Source organism: Paenibacillus glycanilyticus (assembly GCF_023715145.1).
Classification (GTDB): Bacteria; Bacillota; Bacilli; order Paenibacillales; family Paenibacillaceae; genus Pristimantibacillus; species Pristimantibacillus glycanilyticus_A.
In genome coordinates this window covers 16,558-33,868 of record NZ_JAMBNP010000014.1, presented here as the reverse complement: position 1 = coordinate 33,868, position 17,311 = coordinate 16,558, and the positions used below count along the sequence as shown (strand labels likewise).

Below are 17,311 nucleotides of genomic sequence, written 5' to 3'. Positions count from 1 at the left end.
CTCCTATAGATCAATGCTTTCATTAATTGGCTATCAACGAGTCCAGTCCATGCTGGACTTCCTCGCGCGGCAGTCCGCCAGCTTCCAGCTTCTCGTCCGCACAGTACAGAAGACGCCGGTAGTAAGCTTCCACTTCCTCTTTGGTAACCGCCTTGTCCTCCATAAGCTCATAAAGTACATCCTCGGCCCGGGCGAAGTGTCCCTCTCCTTCCAGCCATTCCGCCTGAAGCAGCTTGACATGGTCCGGCAGCTCATAAGCCTTTAATTGCTCAAGGAGCTGCTCGGCTTCCTTCGACGGGTTCACAAGCGTAGGCTCCGCTCCAACCAGCGACAGACGCATGAAGAGCTGCAGCGCCTTCAGACCGGATACAAAGCTTGCATCTTCGTTGCCAAGCTCGGCATGCACCTCCGACTCCTGCTTCAGAGTTACCGCAATGGCCTGTATTTTATCCGTCTCAATCACGCCGTTAGTGGTCAGTACCGCCATCAAATCCTTGTCGGACAAGGACCGGATCAGCTTACCGCTCAGTCCAAACCGTTTATCCAGAAGCTCGTCGATTACGAGCAACGCCTCCTGATGCTTAAGCTCCTTTTTCAACTGCAATAAGTGTCCGACCGCTTCGGTCATCTGCTCAATCATGTTCATCAAATAATCGCGACGAAACATCTTGTTCCCTCCCCTCATGATAAACCAAGCGTTTTAGAATTTAATAAAACGAAGTAACGCTTCCGCGAATGGACCCGGACGCTCGGTCATTCCCATATGCCCGGCTTCCGCAAGCAGCTCCCGGGTTACATTCGGTCCCTCAACAGCAAAGGTGCGCTCTGCCGGAATAATCTGATCATGCTCACCGGCAAGGAGAAGCACGGGCAGAGAGGCTTTCTTCAAGACCTCTGTACGGTCCGGACGGATCTTCATGCCTTTGGCTGCGCCAATTGCTCCGGCCGCGCTAGTTCCTTTGCCAATCGCGATAGAACGCTCTACCCGATCCGGCATAGCGACTTTATTGTCCGGGGAATAAAGCTTTGGAACAAGACCTTCCACAAAGGCAGCAACGCCGTCCTTCTTAATGGCCGCCACCGCATTGTCTCTATTCTCCTTCGCCGCTTCGCTGTCCGGCAGCGGCGTAGAATGAACAAGTCCAAAGGCTGACAGCTTCTCTTCATAGCGCTCGGCAAAAGCCAACGTTATGTAACCGCCAAGGGAATGGCCGAGGACGCATGCCTTGTTTATTTTCAGTTGGTCAAGCATGGCGGCAAGATCGTCTGCATACAATTCCATTGCGTTCGTCTCCTCCGGCCCGGTCTCCCCGGATGAGCGGCCATGTCCGCGTAAATCCAATGCAATAATACGGGCCGCGGCGGAGAGCGGCTCTATAACCTGTTCCCAATAGGCCGAGCTTCCGCAATAGCCATGGAGGAGCGCAACAACCGGTTTGTTTAACTGAGCTGTATCTGCTCCTTGGGGATCGGAATCGTAATAAGCTAACGAAACGCCGTTTGACAGTGTGATCGTTTGATTGGCGATGGTTAATTGAGTCATTTTGGGCCCTCCTAAAAAGAATTATCACACAAACAGCGTTTCCGCTGTTTATGATGATTCATGCTTCGTAAGCATTCACTTAAAGAATTATCACAGAAACAGCGTTTCCGCTGTTTATGATGATTCTTGCTTCGTAAGCATTCACTTTGTAAAATCATTTCCAGGCTTGATCCACCAGCTCCGCAACGGTGTCGGCCATTTGCATCACGGTGTACAGCGATGTGGTCTGAAGCGTCATGTATGGCTTATGGCTGCTGGCATTCACGACTCCGGCGATGCTGTAATCGCCAACAGCCTTCAATCTTGCACCTGTCGCCTGACCGGGCGTAAGCGGCCCTTCTGCAGTAATATATCCTCCAACGGACTGCGGCTTGCCCAGGCAGGCATCAACGGCTATAACAACCTCATGCTCTGCGGCTTGCTTAAGCGCCTCCTCAAAACGCTTAGCGTCACAAGGCTGCTTCAGCGTGCCGAAGACATGAGGCCAGCCTCGTTCCTCCAGCCTGGAGCCTAACAAGGGGCCAAAGCTGTCCCCGGTGGAACGGTCCGTGCCGATACATACGAATACGACCTGGCTGCGGTCAGGGTGTCTCGCTGCGACTTGGGTCAGAAATGACTGCAGGCTGTCCGGCCCATTTTTTGCTGCTTCGCCTGTCTTCCCTAACATGTAAACACCTGCTTTATGTTGTTCGTGCGAATGAGAGTTACCTTCATTGTACCCGAATTAAGCGGCATGGTTCAATTTACAGGCATGGGATGCGCGAAATATGTTACAATGGCGAGAATGATAAAGACTAACCGAACATGGAGAGGGGACTAATCATGGTCAATCTGGAAGAACCAACCCAGCAGAACGTGGAATTTATGATCGAAACCATCAAGACAAAGCTAAGAATGGCGACAGCGGCAGCGATGCAGGCTTCCCACTTCCGCGTTGAACAATATGAGGATATCCGCGACCTATATGAAGTTGTTGCGTCCAAGGATAAATTCAGCATCAGCGAAGTAGAAGCGCTCGTGTCGGAGCTTGGCAAGCTGCGCAGCAAATAAAATACGGCAACGAAGAAGCACCGGCAGACTCCAGAGAGCCTGCCGGTGCTTCTTTTTTGCGCTCATCCGACTTAAGGACGATGCCCACGGTCCTAGCTTTATGCAAATTTTACACATAAAGTAACAGCTGTAATTACAATCTTTACCACTAACAGCCATTAACTAGAAATTTTTTAGACATATGTTCAATAAACAAAAAAAGAGCTCCTATCCCAATCAGAGCTCCCCTTGTTGTCTTATTCGTTTGTTTCCTCGGAATCAGGCGATGCCCCCGCATCTGCCGATTCGATGGTTAAGCTGATCTGAACCTGCTTCTGTTCGCCCTTCAGGAAGAATGCCAGACGCTCCAGCTTTTCTGCCAGCTCCGAGCCTGTAAGCGCTGTATTCAACTGATAATTGAAACGGTCCGCCGGCTGTTCCTCTTGCGCAGCAAACGTCGTACGGCCTCTCCAGGCACGCTCCTTGGAACCGCCCTGCTGCACCAGCAGCTGGTCCTGCATCGGATAAAACTTGTCTGATTTATTAACAACGCGTTCGTAAATACGCAGCTTCTTGAGCAGCATATAATATTGCGCCGAATGCTTGAAATTCCAAGCTTCACGGATATCCTTCAGCGTGTAATCCATCTTCCAACGCTTCAGCTTCTCGATCTGCTCCTCGGCATTCAACTGCAAGAAATCATCTAAAGGCATAATTGCTTCCGGCATATTGACCCCTCCGTTAACCTGAAATGAATGTTCCAGATAAGCGTTAACTTTCCCCTTTATCAAAAAGTACACATATCTTTCATTAAAAATATAACATTGCGAATAGTTTATATTTTCATATAAAAAATACCATAATTTTTTTCGATTTACAAATTAATTTCTTTACATATTTCAAATAATTGCACAATCCTCATAGGAGAATCGCAGCATCTCGAAGATAAACGGCCGCGTTTAAAGTCGCCAAATTGATTTTTGGTTATATTTCTCATAAAAATGCTATGGGCAAAAAAACCGTCGTAAATGTCCATTGGGCAAATTCGACGGCTTACACTTCATTATTAAGCTGGTTTTAGGCCAAATTCAGCCAGGAAACGTTGGAATGCGGCATGGCCTTCTTCCGTTTGCTTGAACACGCCTGCGTCCTTCAGCACCTCGGAGAATTTCGCACCTGTCTCGCCCTCCACAATCGCTTGTGCCTGTTCAGCCGAACAGGATGTGCCATAGCGGGCTACCAGCGATTCAATCCACTCGGCATGGAGACGAAGCGGATGCTCCGCGCTGTGCAGCTCGTTATGAAGCGCGGCTGTTTCGCCGGTCAGGTAAGCAGCAATCTGCTCGAGCTCGGCTTTCAGGCGGCCAGGCAATACAGCCAGACCCATAACCTCGATCAGGCCAATATTTTCTTTCTTGATATGATGCAAGTGCTGATGCGGATGGAAGATCCCCATCGGATGCTCCTCGCTTGTCCGGTTGTTGCGGAGTACGAGATCAATCTCGTAAGCACCGTCGTCAAGCAGTCTCGCGATCGGAGTGATCGTGTTATGGGGAGTAAGCGTTCCGTCGCCGTTTGCAGTGAATGCAAGCACGTCAGCAGCTTCGTCGCTATATCCGCGCCAAGCATCCAGCATCCGGCTTGCGGCCTTCAGAACATCCTCTTTGGATGCGCCGTTCACCCGTACGACGGTCATCGGCCAGTTCACGATGCTGTAGCTTACACCCGGCAAGGACGGATCCGAGAACGAGGCTACCGCTTTTGCCTTCTCCATCGGGAAGGTATGGCGTCCTGCCTGGAAGTGGTCATGACTCAGGATCGAGCCGCCAACGATCGGCAGATCGGCGTTTGAGCCGATGAAGTAATGCGGGAACTGCTCAACGAAGTCCAGCAAGCGTTTGAAGGTTCCATGAGAGATGACCATTGGTTCATGGGCGCCTTTAAACACAATGCTGTGCTCGTTGTAGTACACATACGGCGAGTACTGGAAGTACCATTGCTGATCGTCCAGCGTCAGCGGCAATACGCGCAGGTTCTGGCGTGCCGGGTGATCGGCACGGCCGGCGTAGCCGACGTTCTGCTCACAGAGCAGACATTTCGGATAATGTGCCTGCGGCAAGGTTTTGAGCAGCGCAATCTCCTTCGGATCTTTCTCCGGCTTCGACAGGTTGATTGTAATCTCGAGCTCGCCATGCTCGGTTTCGTGGAGCCAGTATTTGTTTTTGCGGATGCGGTCCATCCGGATGTAGTTCGAGTCAATGCTCAGCTTGTAGAAAGCATCCGTTGCCGCTTTGATGCCGGCTTCTGCCGTTGTACGGCGGAAAGCCGCCGCAGCCTCGGAAGGACGCGGCATGAGCAGTCCCATAATGCGGGCGTCCAGCAAATCGCGGAACGTTAGAATATTGTCCTCGATCAAGCCAATCGTATACCCGTAATCGAGCAGCGGTTCAAGCAGAGATACCGGACTGTCCAGCTCTTCTTCCGGAATCTCTCCCTCATGGGGCTCCGTGAACTTGAACAGATCCAGCAAAGCATTGCGGGAATAGTTCACATCAAGCGGTTCGATCATCCCTTGACGAAGGGCAAATTGGACAAGCCTGTCGATCAGGACGAGAGCCTCCGCTGCGGTAACTGTTGTATCTTCTTTGACTGTCATGATGTGTAAATCTCCTTTCCGCTCCTAACCGGCAGCTTAGCCGTTATAGCCGTTAGGATGATTGACATGCCAGTTCCATGCGCTGCGGATGATATCTTCAAGGTTAGCGCGCGACGGATTCCAGCCGAGCTCTTGGCGGGCACGCGCCGAGGATGCGACCAAAGTAGCAGGATCGCCTGCGCGGCGAGGCTCGATAACCGCTTTGATCTCGCGCTCAGTCACCTTGCGGGCAATCTCAATCACTTCTTTGACGGAGAAGCCTTGGCCGTTGCCGAGGTTATAGATCGAGCTTTCCGCTCCTTCGCGGCGAAGCTTATCAACCGCAAGGACATGGGCATCGGCCAGGTCGCTGACATGGATGTAGTCCCGGATGCAGGTACCGTCCGGCGTTGCATAATCATCGCCGAATACCGAGATATGCGGACGTTGACCAAGCGCTGCTTGAAGCACGATCGGAATCAGATGGGTTTCAGGACTGTGATCTTCGCCGATTTTGCCGCTGGCATGAGCGCCTGCAGCGTTGAAGTAACGAAGGGATACGTATTTGAGGCCATGAGCGACATCGAACCACTTCATCATTTTTTCCATCGCCAGCTTGGTTTCGCCGTAAGTGTTTGTTGGAAGCGTGCGGTCAAATTCGTCGATCGGCACATTCTCGGGCTCGCCGTAAGTTGCGGCCGTAGAAGAGAAGACGATCTTCATAACGTCATGCTCGATCATTTTCTCCAGCAGGCACAGGGTGCCGTAAACATTGTTGTGATAATATTTCGCAGGGTTAGTCATGCTCTCGCCAACCAGCGAGTTTGCTGCAAAGTGAATAACTGCGTCAATCTTGTTTTCTTTAAATACCGTATCCATAAATGCTGCGTCGCGAAGGTCGCCTACGTACAGCTTGCCTTCAACAACCGCCTCGCGGTGACCTTGCTGCAGATTATCGACTACTACGATTTCCTCTCCGCGCTCTGCAAGTGCGGCTACGGCATGCGAACCGATATAGCCCGCTCCTCCGGTTACTAATACTGCCATACTCCTCATCCCACTTTCTCTATGTTATTTGAAATAATTTATTGAAGCTGTTCTACGCCGTTGCCGATGCTGCAAACGTAGAAGTCAGGCGTAAGTCCCGTTGCTTCTGTGTATTGGCGCCCTACCTCTTCCTTGAAGCGTTCGATGCTGTCTTCGTGAACAAGCGATACGGTGCAGCCGCCGAAGCCTGCGCCTGTCATGCGCGAGCCAAGTACGCCAGGAACCTGACGCGCAGCCGCAACCATTGCGTCAAGCTCAGGACCCGTTACTTCATACAAGTCGCGGAGAGAGTCGTGCGAGCCGTTCATGTATTGACCAAATGCCGTCAGATCATTTGCCTTAAGGGCATCCATCGAGCGAAGCACGCGGTCGATCTCTTCCACAACATGCTGTGCGCGGTTGCGTACGACTTCATCTTTGATCAAGTGTTTGCTCGCGTTAAACTGCTCGAGGTTAATTTGACCAAGCAGCTTCAGCTCAGGGAATGCGGCTTGGAGGTCAACCACGGCCTGCTCGCATTGAGAGCGGCGTTCGTTGTAAGCGGAATCGACAAGTCCGCGGCGTTTGTTCGTGTTGCCGATCACAAGCTTGTAAGCGCCGGATTGGAATGGAACAAGCTCATATTCGAGCGTATCGCACATCAGCAGGATCGCATGATCCTTCTTGCCGTTTGCGACAGCAAATTGATCCATGATGCCGCATTGCACGCCATTGAATTCATTCTCCGATTTCTGGGACAGAAGAGCGATTTCGACCGTATCCGTAGGTTTGCCTTCCATCGTAAGCAAAGCGTAAGCTGTTACAACCTCGATCGATGCCGAAGAGGACAAGCCTGCGCCGTTCGGAATCTCGCCATGGAAGAGCAGGTCATAACCGCTGCTGAATGTAATACCCTTTTGCTGCAGCTCGTAAACGATCCCTTTCGGATAGTTCATCCAGTCATCCGCTTCATCATATGCGATCGCATCAATCGCAAGCGACTTTGACGAAGGGAAATTTGTTGTCGCGAGGCCAAGCTGGCGGTCGTCGCGCTTGCGGATAAGAAGCGTTGTTCCGAAAGTCAGTGCTGCGGGGAATACATAACCGCCGTTGTAGTCGGTGTGCTCGCCAATCAGGTTAACGCGTCCTGGTGCGTGAAAAGCTTTGATCTCAGCGGCTTCTCCGCCGAATTGCTGTATAAATTGTTGTGTAAGCTGTTGGATAGATGCCATATGCTTGCAACAGTCCTTTTTTGTATAATTTTTGAAGCCGTTTGTTCAATCTCAGTATAACGCAAGCCTCTCCTGAGCAAAATGGCGCAAAGTGCTTTTCACATGGATTTATGTGACTTTTAGTAAGGCAATGTGGCATGATATGATGGATTTATCGTAAATCCACACCTTAAGGCAGGTGCTGTTAGAATGAGGCAAGATACATATAAAGTGGCTTCCAATCCCGTCATTACGTACAACGAGCACATGAATGTATTGTTTGCAGGCGAGAGCCAAACCAAACCGTCTCATCAGCGGGGACCCAAAGTATATGATTTTTACCTGATGCATACGGTGCTTGAAGGAAAAGGAGAATTCACCTGCGGCGGAAAAAGCTATCAGCTTCATGCCGGACATACCTTTCTGATTGAACCGGAACAGCTCGTCAGCTATGTCTCGGATGCGGATGAGCCCTGGTTGTACCGCTGGGTCGCCTTCAATGGCCCCCAAGCAGCCGAGCTTGCTCAGGCGGCGGGCTTCTCGATGGCCAATCCCGTTGCGGAGATCTCTCCGATCAGACGCGTCGGCGTCTTGTATAACCATATCTTCAGCGTCTTTCGCAAAAGCGAACCTGCAGCCCATCTGAAGGCGGCCGGTTATTTGCAGCTGCTGCTCGCCGAACTTTGCAGCATTCATCAGCTGTCCGAGGATAAAGCCGCCCTGACGACTATGGATGATACCGACAGATTGATGCAGCAGATGATTCATTATTTATCTACCCAATACGCCCAGCCGGTCTCAATCGAGCAGATGGCCGAGTCCTTCGGCTATAACCGTGCTTATCTTTCGCGAGTTTTCAAACGCTATACGGGCGAATCGCCAATCACGTTCCTGCTCAAGCTGCGCATAGACAAAGCCCGCCAAATGATCCGGGAGCGCGAAGGTCTCACAATCGAGCAAATCGCTGCCTCCGTCGGACTGCAGGATTCCCTGTATTTCTCCAAGCAATTCCGCCGCTTCTACGGCTTATCCCCTTCCGCCTACCGTGAATCCATGCGTCAAATGAAGACTTAACGGGTATTAAAAAGTTAGCCCCAATATGGGCATAATACGGGCGAGGTGATCTTCATGAAGGAATTGCATAGCGGTCATTTATTCTGGCCGCTTACGATGGAGGAGTATAAAAACTACCCTGCGCTATCAGAAGACCTACAAGTGCAGGTCGCAATTATCGGAGGCGGAATGTCCGGTGCCATGTGCGCTTATGTCTTCGAGAAGAGCGGCATTTCAACCGCTGTTTTGGAGAGGGATACGATTGCCGGTGGAAGCACCTCTGCCAATACCGGACTATTGCAGTTTTCCAATGATATTATGCTTTGCGATTTAATTAATCAGATCGGCCGGCAGCCGGCCGTGCAATTCTATGCTGCTTGCGCGAACGCGGTCAAGCAGATCGGACTTATTGCCGGCGAGCTTGCCATAAATCCCCATTTTGTACCGCGCAGAAGCCTTTATTATGCCAGTTCGGAGCAGGATCTCCCTAAGCTTCATAAAGAATACGATGCGCTGCGGCAAAACGGCTTTGACGTCTCCTTCTGGGAAGCGGACGAAATCGCGAAACATTTCCCGTTCCGCCGTCCCGGCGCAATTATTACAAATGGCGATGCGGAAGTGAATCCGTTCCGGTTCGTACACGGGGTTGCCGATGCCGCTGCGGCGCACGGAGCGCGAATTTATGAGCATACAGACGTGATAGACCATGAACGCAAGGCCGATGGCAAACATCAACTTACAACCGCAACCGGTCATGTTATTTCGGCAGAGAAGGTTATTTACGCCATCGGCTATGAGCCTGAAGAACTGCGCGGACAGCTAATCAAACCCGTCTTGAACCGTTCTTTCGCCGCCGTTACGGCGGTACAGGATAAAGATAAGCTCCTGCGGTGGCATGAACAAATGTTTATATGGGAAACGGCCCGCCCTTACTTATATATGAGGACAACGCTTGATGGCCGAATCATAATCGGTGGTCTTGATGAGGAATTCGAGCATCCCGTGGAAGGTGAACGGGAACGCGGCAAGCGGATCAACAGGCTGTACGACAAGTTGACCGCTCATTTCCCCATGCTGGATGTCCCGTTTGAATACGAGTGGAGCGCAACCTTTGGAGAATCCTTTGACAATCTGCCGTTTGTCGGAGAAGACCCTGCCCAGCCAGGTGTCTATTATTGTCTCGGTTATGGCGGGAACGGCACGGTATACAGCATGATCGCGTCTTATGTCCTTCATGACCTTATCAAGGAAGGTTATCATCCGCTGGCCGATATTGTGGGACTCAAGCGGCCAACGCTTCAAACCTAAGACAAAGAAGGGATTCGGCCCGAGGCCGAATCCCTTCTTTGTCTCTATTCAGGAGCCCGTAAAAATCCGCGCCGCTCCGTTGTTCCTGAAGATCCCTTCCGCAATGCCAAGACGCGATAAGTCGGGACCGCCGTCTTTATCCAGAAGCGACTTACTCTCATCTGACTCAATGACAATCAGGGTTGCTCCATCCCGGATCGAATCCCGGCAGGAAGTCGCTTCCTGCTCATCAAGTCCTAGCGCCATCATAGCGCCCTGAATGTGATCCTCGTCACCAAAAATATAATCGCCCGTCAAGCTGCTGCCTGAAGCGATGAGACCTGCAGCCGCAAAACCCGGATTCCAGGAACCGCCTCCCGTCAGCCCGATAGCGGGGATCATGGCAGCGCTTGTCAAGGCCCTGCCGTGGCGATCATCTCCCTCCACCTCGTTGGTGGTCTGCGCCAGCTCCGTCAATTCATCAACGTGTATATCGCTTTCCGATTCAATGCGACGGGAATGCTCGCCGTCCTTCGCGATAATCTTCATCTCCCCCTGGACGAAACCAGCCTGCTCCAGGGCATTAATCGTATCAATAACCTGCTGCTGCGTAGCAAATGCTCCAATTAATTTAGCCATCGCTATCCTCATCCTCCTCTTCTTCCTTCTACGTAGTTATACCCTGATTCTCCGGCAATCAATCTCGTGTACAGGAAGGTTGTGTAAGTAAGCCGTTCAAGGTATGATGAAGAGTAAGCGACATGGAAATCGGAAATTAGATTTTATGAACAGGAGGTACAGAATGATTCATCGGATGCTCCGCTATCCCGCCAAATGGGAATGGCATGTGCTGCAGCTGGAACGGCCTCCAATGGAGTCGGCTGAGGAGCTGCCAAAGCGCAAGGACAATCGCAAAAAGAACGAGACGTCGAAGGCATCTATGACATTTACTACACCTCCTGTAACGGACGAGGACTTCGAAGAACAACTGAGCTGCAAGCGGCTCCTTCCGGAATGCGCAAGCTGGCTGGACGACTGCTGGGGCAAAAAGGAGAATCAGATTGCGGTTAAGCATTCTGCCGTTCAAAGTACGGTTGTGTCCGGCACCTTGATGCTCCAAGCCTCTGAACAGACGACCGACGTACAGCCATTTTATTTCTGGCTGATGGAAGATAAAATCGTTACCCTGCATACCGACCTGCGATTTATGATCCGCCTGCAGGATGATACGATCACTTCCCGTTTAAACAACTGCGCATCGGCGCCGGAAGCCCTCTTTATCATGCTGGGCCATTTGCTCGGTCCGTTCCATCAAGGACTTGACGGCTTCGAGAAACGTCTGGGTGAGCTCGAGCAATCGATGCGCATCTCGAACAGGACCGGACTTCTTGATGTTATTTTTGAACGGCGATACGATTTATTGCACTGGAGTCATCAGTTTATTCCGATCAGAGAGCTGTACGGTGCCGCTCAGGAAGCCTTTATGGACAAACTGACCGACACGGAGGTATTCAAGCGGACCACCTACAAGCTGGACCGTATCGAATCTCTTCTGAAGCATTATGCTTTGGAGATAGATACGCTGATCTCCATGGATGATGCACTCTCCAGCTTCCGCGGCAATGATATTATGAAGACATTGACGATTTTTACGGTTATCTTTACGCCAGCTACCGTCATCGGTGCCTTATGGGGAACAAACTTCAACCCGCTCCCCTGGGATAATCACCGGCTGGGCTTCATAGGCATGTGCGTCATTATTCTTATTGTTACCCTGCTTATCTATTTATGGCTGTGGCAAAAAGGCTGGACCGGCGATTTGCTTACCGGACGCAGTTCGAAGAAGCAATCGCGTATCCTGATGCTTGATGAACCTCTTACCGCGAATAGCGAACCGGAGCCGCCGGAACAGGAGCTTTCCAGACACTCCCGCAAGCGTCGCTCCAAGACTATCTAATAAGGCTTGGAGCGAGCCTACACGGACTCATCTGCGCAGATGGAGCTCCTCGAGAATGCTTCCGGCAACGGAATTGATCTGGCTCACAGCCGCGTCCGCTTCACCGCGTTTTCGAACGGAGACGCTGCCGCTTAACCGCTCGTTTTTCCCTACGACAAGCATATAAGGAACTTTCTCAAGCTGGGCCTTCCGTATTTTGTTGCCCAGCTTTTCGCTGCGCGCATCTACCTCTACTCGTATCCCTGCCTGGATCAGCTTAGCTTTCACCTGCAGCGCGTAATCCAGCTCATGCTCCGACACCGGAATGATCTTGGCCTGGACAGGAGCCAGCCAAATCGGAAAGGCGCCGCTGTAATGCTCGATCAAGATCCCGATAAAGCGGTCAAGAGAGCCATATACCGCGCGATGGATGACAACCGGCCGCTGCTTCTTGTTATCCTCTCCGATATAGGACAAGTCAAACTTCTCCGGCATTTGGAAATCCAGCTGGATTGTTCCGCACTGCCAGCTTCTCTTCAAGGCATCTACGATATGGAAGTCAATCTTCGGCCCATAGAAGGCACCATCCCCCTCGTTAACGCGATAGCTCATCCCGCGGGCATCCAGTACATTATTAAGCGATTGCTCCGCCTCATCCCATAGCTCCTCCGAGCCCATGTGGTCAGCTGGCCTTGTGGACAGCTCCACGCTATAGTCGAAGCCAAACACCTTATATACATCGTCGATCAAAGCCATGACCTTGCCGATCTCCTCTTCGATCTGGTCGGGACGGACAAACAGATGCGCATCATCCTGGCAGAAGGTCCTCACCCGCATCATTCCGCCGAGCGCCCCGGACAGCTCATGCCGGTGTACCTGCCCGAATTCCGCTAGACGGATGGGCAGCTCCCGATAAGAGCGCAGACTGTTCTTGAAGATCAGCATATGCCCCGGACAATTCATCGGCTTAAGCGCAAACTCAGCCTCGTCCACCTGCGTGAAATACATATTGTCCTTGTAATGATCCCAGTGCCCGGACTGCTCCCACATCCGCTTGTTCATCATAAACGGCGTGCGGACCTCTTCATAATCGTTCCTGTTGAGCAGCTCGCGGGAGAAGTTCTCCAGAGCTGTCCGGACCGCCATTCCCTTCGGCAAATAAAACGGTATTCCGGGTGCTTCCTCCGAGAACATGAACAGCTCCAGTTCTCTGCCAAGCTTGCGATGATCACGCTTCTTCGCTTCCTCCAGCCGATGCAAATAATCGGCAAGATCGGATTTGCTCAGGAAAGCTGTTCCATAAATGCGCTGAAGCATCTGATTATTCGAATCGCCGCGCCAATAAGCTCCAGCTACATGCAGTAATTTGAATGCTTTAATCCGGCCTGTCGAAGGCAGATGCGGGCCCCTGCACAAATCCGCAAACTCCCCTTGCTCGTAGATGCTGATGATATCGCCGCTTGGCAGGTCCCGGATCAGCTCCAGCTTGAGCGGTTCCTTCCGCTCCGAGAAGATAGACAGAGCCTCCTCCCGCGACACAACCTGCCGTTTAATCGGCCAGTTCTCCTTGATGATGACTCGCATTTCTTGCTCGATTGCTTCGAGATCCTTGGTCGAGAGGGTATGATCCAGCTCCACGTCATAGTAAAAGCCGTCTTCGATAACCGGGCCGATCCCGAGCTTTACTGCCTGCCTCCCGTATAATCGTTTGATCGCCTGCGCGAGCACATGAGCCGTACTATGCCTGTATATATGAAGCCCTTCCGGGCTGTCCTGAGCAATCATGTCGATTCGGCTGCCATCGCCAAACGGCTCATCAAGATCGGTCATCGTCCCATTAACTGCCCCCGCTATTATTGTTTTTTTCCAATCGGCTTCCATCGATTCAGCCACTTGCGCAATCGTCGTGCCTTGCAATACCCTCCTTATACTTCCGTCTGGCCATACAGCTTGAATCTCCATTTCTGCTCCTCCGTTTCTCCCTGATTTTTGTGAACGCAAAAAAACGCAGCTCTCCCTGCAAGGGACGAGTGCGTTCTGCTCGTGGTTCCACCCTAATTCCATCCCGCGCTTCAATTGCGCAGAGATGCTTCATTGGAATCCGTTAACGGGGATCGGTCGGTCACGTGTACTACCGCATCAATAATGCAGGTTCCAGGTCACGGCTGCAAAGCGGTAATCTCGATCTTTCACCGAAGAAGCTTTCAGCCTGGGCTTCTCTCTCTGGGCGGATATGTAAAGGAGATCTTGTCTTTGGTCAATGCCTTATTATGAAATTTACACTATGTTACAATGTTTTATTTCAAAAAGTCAATAGGAATCAGTTACCCATACAAGCGCCCAGTCATAGTATACATAATCAGCCCATGGAAAGAGCGGAGGGATCCGTATATGGCAAAAACAACGAGAAGGACCAATACAACGGTATTTCCAAGGCCCATGAGACAAGGCCAGCCGCAGCCGTTTGATCTGAGAATTGCCCTATTTCTTGCCGGTATTGCTGGACAGACTTACTCGCAATTTGAGAATAAGGACGGCCTTTTTCTTGTCCCCCGCGATTATCATATGACTGGGGCCTTCTCCGCCAAAGCTTATGATGACACCGAGGAACGCTTTGGCTTTGTTTTGCAATCGGACCGTTCTTCCGTTCTGGCCTTCCGAGGCTCGGGTTCGGCTGTGGACTGGGTATCTGACTTCATAGCCCAGCAAACCACTTACCGTCCCGTCAAAAATGCCGGCCAAACCCACAAGGGGTTTACCGATATTTATTCGTCAACGCGCGATCAGGTGCTTGAACTAGTCGAGCAGCTGCCCGTCGACAAGCCGTTATTCATCACCGGACATAGCCTTGGCGGAGCGCTCGCTACCCTTGCCGCGCTCGATATCGCCGTCAACACGCCTTTCACGGCACCAATCGTTTATACCTTTGGCACCCCGCGTGTCGGAGACCCCCGCTTCGTCCGGCTTTATAACAATACCGTCGAAACGCACTGGCGTCTTCAGAATGAATTTGATATCGTGCCTCATTTGCCGCCGCTGGTATACCAATCCCCGGATACCAAAAAAACGTACTTCTACATGCATGTAAAAGGCGAGGTCAAACGTTCCTTCGGAATGGGCTCCGTCTCCGGCAACCATATTCTGAGCAGCTACTTTGCCGATTTGTGCAGGGAGGAGCCGCAGTTTGCCGAAGCGGTCTGCTCCGAGCCCCCGGGCTGGTGTCCGCTGGTTTGACTATATAAGCAAAACTCCGCATTTCCTGCGGAGTTTTTGATGTGTTCATGAACCAATAAGAACGAAAATCAAGACCAGGATTGAAGAAGCCAGTTGCGTACCCGATTGATGGTTTTATCCAGATTACATACGGAATCCTGATCCACGTAAGGCGTTTGATGAGAGAAATAGTGAGCATGTCCGCCGATTAACGGAATCCCTTCCACGATGGACGGAGAATATTTGTATCGGTTCCACCGCGGAACCGCTGTGTCTCCCGCTGACCAGCCTCCCCAGGTACCAATCCGGCTGATGGGATCGCTGAGCTTCCCTTCCTTGTCGACGGAATGGAAAAAGCACACTTTATCCCTCAGCTCCGGATGAATCGGAATACGCGGCGAGCCCACCTGAACAATACGGAAGTTCCGGTTGAGACGCTGCTGATACAGCATTTTCCCCGCCTGGTAAGCCGCCGCTCCCCCGCCGCTATGCCCGATAAACAGCATGGGTTCATCTTCGCCCTGCATGGTTTCTTTTACCTGTTGAAACGCGGCACGTCCGCCAATCCGGCCAATTGACATCCGGTTAGTTAGATCGGTCCCCACCTCAACAATTTGCCTGTACAGATTACGGCTGACATCCCCGTACGGGTGCAGGACATGAATAATCGGTTCGCGTCCATCTGCCCGGAATATCCGGTCGAGCTGGTTACGGCATTCATCAAAATAACCCTTGGTTGTAGCAACGCCAGCAAGCAGGTAAATCCGCATGGTTGAGCCGCTGATCGCTGTCATGATTCATCCCTCCGTTCATGCTGTGTTCATGGAATTGTGTACTTTCATTATGCGGGGGGACAAGCACTTTCATTCCTCTATATAGATGTGTTTTCCGTTCCAGCTAATCTGGTAGCCAAGCTCCTCCGCAACCATTACCAGGGGCAGGGCATTTATTTCCCGCCATAACGGGTATACGCCGTTCACCTTGTAACCGCTCCATATTTTATGCGGAAGGAACGGAACCTGCGCTGCTCTTGGTATTGCGCCGTTCTCCCACCTGGTCAGCCGGACCATTCCGTTCTCCGTCGTTTCAATCTCCACCTGCAGCATATGGCTGAAAAACTGCTCATCCACGTATAGCTCGCCGTCCTGCTCGAATATATGCCCGCGGTAAGTAAAGGGTTGCGTGACCATAGAGGAAGTCCCGCTTCCCGCAGTAGCCGCTGCACGGCTCAAATAGTAAGGACTGGCCGTTGCCGCTTGATAAGCCTCCAAAATTTGCTGCTCGCCGGTTATGGAATAATCATTAATACGGCGTGCTTCGTTGTATTCCGTAAGGTTGTTCACGTCAAAATAATAAACGGCTTTTACCCTCGGATAGAGCTCTTGGAGGTTGGCATAGAGTCGATTGATTTTCGAGATTGCAAACTCGTTATCCTGCACTCCATCGGTAACCGTATAGTGAGTCACGCCGTATTCCGACAGCTGAATCGGCTTCGTCCGGCTGAACCGGTTATAGACGTAATCAATCATCTGAAGAGGGTCCTCGAAATCCGAACGCTGCTTCAAATCCCCGTTATGATATCTTACGTTATAGACATTGATTCCTATCCAATCTACGTAATCATCACCCGGATAATAATCCTCAATCGGCCGCTCCGGCACATTAAGCACGGTCCAGACCATTGCCGTCTTAGGAGCTCTTTCTTCAAAGATATCATGAACCAATCTCCATGTGTCCATATAAAGCTCGGGATCACCGCTGTAATTCGTCCAGGTTCCGTTCATCTCGGAGGCAAACCGCAGGAAGATCGGCACATCGGCCTTGCGGGCAGCATCGGCAAAACCCCGTAAATAAGCATTGTCCTTTACCTCGGCCAGCCCGTTGTTAGGCTCCCAGGCAATATGGGGAAAGGCGCCCTCGGCCTTCACTTCGTTAACCCATTCAACCGGGAAAGGCTCCCCGTATCCGACATACTTGAAGAAGCTGGCATGCTGCTTTCCTGCTAATTGGTTGAACTCCGCCATGCTGTAATGGATCGTTGAATTTTGAAGCACGTAAGCACCCAAATACACTCCCGTTGCCGGCTCGGATTTGCCCAGCATGTAATTGGGATGCGCGGACGAGACATGGATGGTCCAATCCGAGTAGCTGGCCTCTTCTCCGTCAGCGACGGAAGCATATGCGCTTGCCTCGAGCGGAGTGTTATGTTTTCTGGCAGCGCTCTCCGCTCCTTCCAGCATGACGATGAGAGCACAGACCAGCATAAGACCGGGCAGCTTGCGGCGGTGCGTTAACCAATAGCTCAGCAGGGAAACTCCTCCTCTTCTCTATTCCAAGGATGAGACAAAGAAGAGGCATTTATACTTCCTATGAAAAAA

At 51.5% G+C, this 17,311-nt stretch carries 16 protein-coding genes; 5 read left to right on the top strand and 11 right to left on the bottom strand.

The features are described 5' to 3' along the window. Positions 1-22: 22 nt before the first annotated feature. From M3194_RS26820 to yyaC, 3 genes are all read right to left on the bottom strand, one after another. A complete protein-coding gene (locus tag M3194_RS26820; protein WP_251657190.1) occupies positions 23-667 on the bottom strand; it encodes a DUF6483 family protein in 645 nt (214 codons plus the stop codon). A 33-nt stretch (positions 668-700) separates the two neighbouring features. Then, the gene (locus M3194_RS26815) at positions 701-1,543 is read right to left on the bottom strand and encodes an alpha/beta fold hydrolase (RefSeq protein ID WP_251657189.1); all 843 of its coding nucleotides are present in this window, start codon (positions 1,541-1,543) and stop codon (positions 701-703) included. Between the two features lie 154 nt (positions 1,544-1,697). Continuing rightward, entirely contained in the window at positions 1,698-2,210 is a 513-nt protein-coding gene (gene yyaC / locus M3194_RS26810; RefSeq protein WP_251657187.1) for a spore protease YyaC, read from the bottom strand. Positions 2,211-2,365: 155 nt separating this feature from the next. Here yyaC and M3194_RS26805 point away from each other — a divergent pair, with 155 nt between their 5' ends. Further along, positions 2,366-2,593 carry a DUF1128 domain-containing protein gene (locus M3194_RS26805; RefSeq protein ID WP_251657185.1) on the top strand — a complete coding sequence of 76 codons (228 nt, stop codon included), beginning with the start codon at positions 2,366-2,368 and terminating at the stop codon, positions 2,591-2,593. 236 nt (positions 2,594-2,829) lie between these two features. On the opposite strand, the gene M3194_RS26800 is transcribed toward M3194_RS26805, so the two are convergent. The 4 genes from M3194_RS26800 to M3194_RS26785 form a co-directional block, all read right to left on the bottom strand. Then, positions 2,830-3,300, bottom strand: coding sequence for a hypothetical protein (locus tag M3194_RS26800; RefSeq protein ID WP_251657184.1), 471 nt, complete (start codon positions 3,298-3,300; stop codon positions 2,830-2,832). 338 nt (positions 3,301-3,638) lie between these two features. Continuing rightward, entirely contained in the window at positions 3,639-5,228 is a 1,590-nt protein-coding gene (locus M3194_RS26795) for a UDP-glucose--hexose-1-phosphate uridylyltransferase (protein WP_251657183.1), read from the bottom strand. A 36-nt stretch (positions 5,229-5,264) separates the two neighbouring features. Beyond that, complete coding sequence (galE, locus tag M3194_RS26790) at positions 5,265-6,254, bottom strand: UDP-glucose 4-epimerase GalE (RefSeq protein WP_251657182.1); 990 nt, start codon at positions 6,252-6,254, stop codon at positions 5,265-5,267. A gap of 38 nt (positions 6,255-6,292) precedes the next feature. Then, a complete protein-coding gene (locus tag M3194_RS26785; RefSeq protein ID WP_251657180.1) occupies positions 6,293-7,465 on the bottom strand; it encodes a galactokinase in 1,173 nt (390 codons plus the stop codon). 189 nt (positions 7,466-7,654) lie between these two features. Between M3194_RS26785 and M3194_RS26780 the strand changes: the two genes are divergently transcribed. Beyond that, positions 7,655-8,518: an AraC family transcriptional regulator gene (locus M3194_RS26780; RefSeq protein ID WP_251657179.1), complete on the top strand. Its 864-nt coding sequence runs from the start codon at positions 7,655-7,657 to the stop codon at positions 8,516-8,518. 54 nt (positions 8,519-8,572) lie between these two features. After that, a complete protein-coding gene (locus M3194_RS26775) occupies positions 8,573-9,805 on the top strand; it encodes an NAD(P)/FAD-dependent oxidoreductase (protein ID WP_251657177.1) in 1,233 nt (410 codons plus the stop codon). A 48-nt stretch (positions 9,806-9,853) separates the two neighbouring features. On the opposite strand, the gene M3194_RS26770 is transcribed toward M3194_RS26775, so the two are convergent. Continuing rightward, positions 9,854-10,423, bottom strand: a complete 570-nt coding sequence (locus M3194_RS26770) for a general stress protein (RefSeq protein WP_251657176.1) — start codon at positions 10,421-10,423, stop codon at positions 9,854-9,856. A 163-nt stretch (positions 10,424-10,586) separates the two neighbouring features. On the opposite strand from M3194_RS26770, the gene M3194_RS26765 reads away from it, so the two are divergent. Further along, complete coding sequence (locus M3194_RS26765; protein WP_251657175.1) at positions 10,587-11,741, top strand: magnesium transporter CorA family protein; 1,155 nt, start codon at positions 10,587-10,589, stop codon at positions 11,739-11,741. Between the two features lie 27 nt (positions 11,742-11,768). On the opposite strand, the gene thrS is transcribed toward M3194_RS26765, so the two are convergent. Further along, on the bottom strand, positions 11,769-13,682 hold the full coding sequence (gene thrS, locus M3194_RS26760) for a threonine--tRNA ligase (protein ID WP_251657173.1): 1,914 nt from the start codon (positions 13,680-13,682) through the stop codon (positions 11,769-11,771). A 429-nt stretch (positions 13,683-14,111) separates the two neighbouring features. On the opposite strand from thrS, the gene M3194_RS26755 reads away from it, so the two are divergent. Further along, positions 14,112-14,954: a lipase family protein gene (locus tag M3194_RS26755; protein WP_251657171.1), complete on the top strand. Its 843-nt coding sequence runs from the start codon at positions 14,112-14,114 to the stop codon at positions 14,952-14,954. A gap of 68 nt (positions 14,955-15,022) precedes the next feature. On the opposite strand, the gene M3194_RS26750 is transcribed toward M3194_RS26755, so the two are convergent. Both M3194_RS26750 and M3194_RS26745 read right to left on the bottom strand, forming a co-directional pair. Then, positions 15,023-15,727 carry a hypothetical protein gene (locus tag M3194_RS26750; protein WP_251657170.1) on the bottom strand — a complete coding sequence of 235 codons (705 nt, stop codon included), beginning with the start codon at positions 15,725-15,727 and terminating at the stop codon, positions 15,023-15,025. Positions 15,728-15,796: 69 nt separating this feature from the next. Further along, positions 15,797-17,197: a glycoside hydrolase family 26 protein gene (locus M3194_RS26745; RefSeq protein ID WP_251657168.1), complete on the bottom strand. Its 1,401-nt coding sequence runs from the start codon at positions 17,195-17,197 to the stop codon at positions 15,797-15,799. Positions 17,198-17,311: the final 114 nt, after the last annotated feature.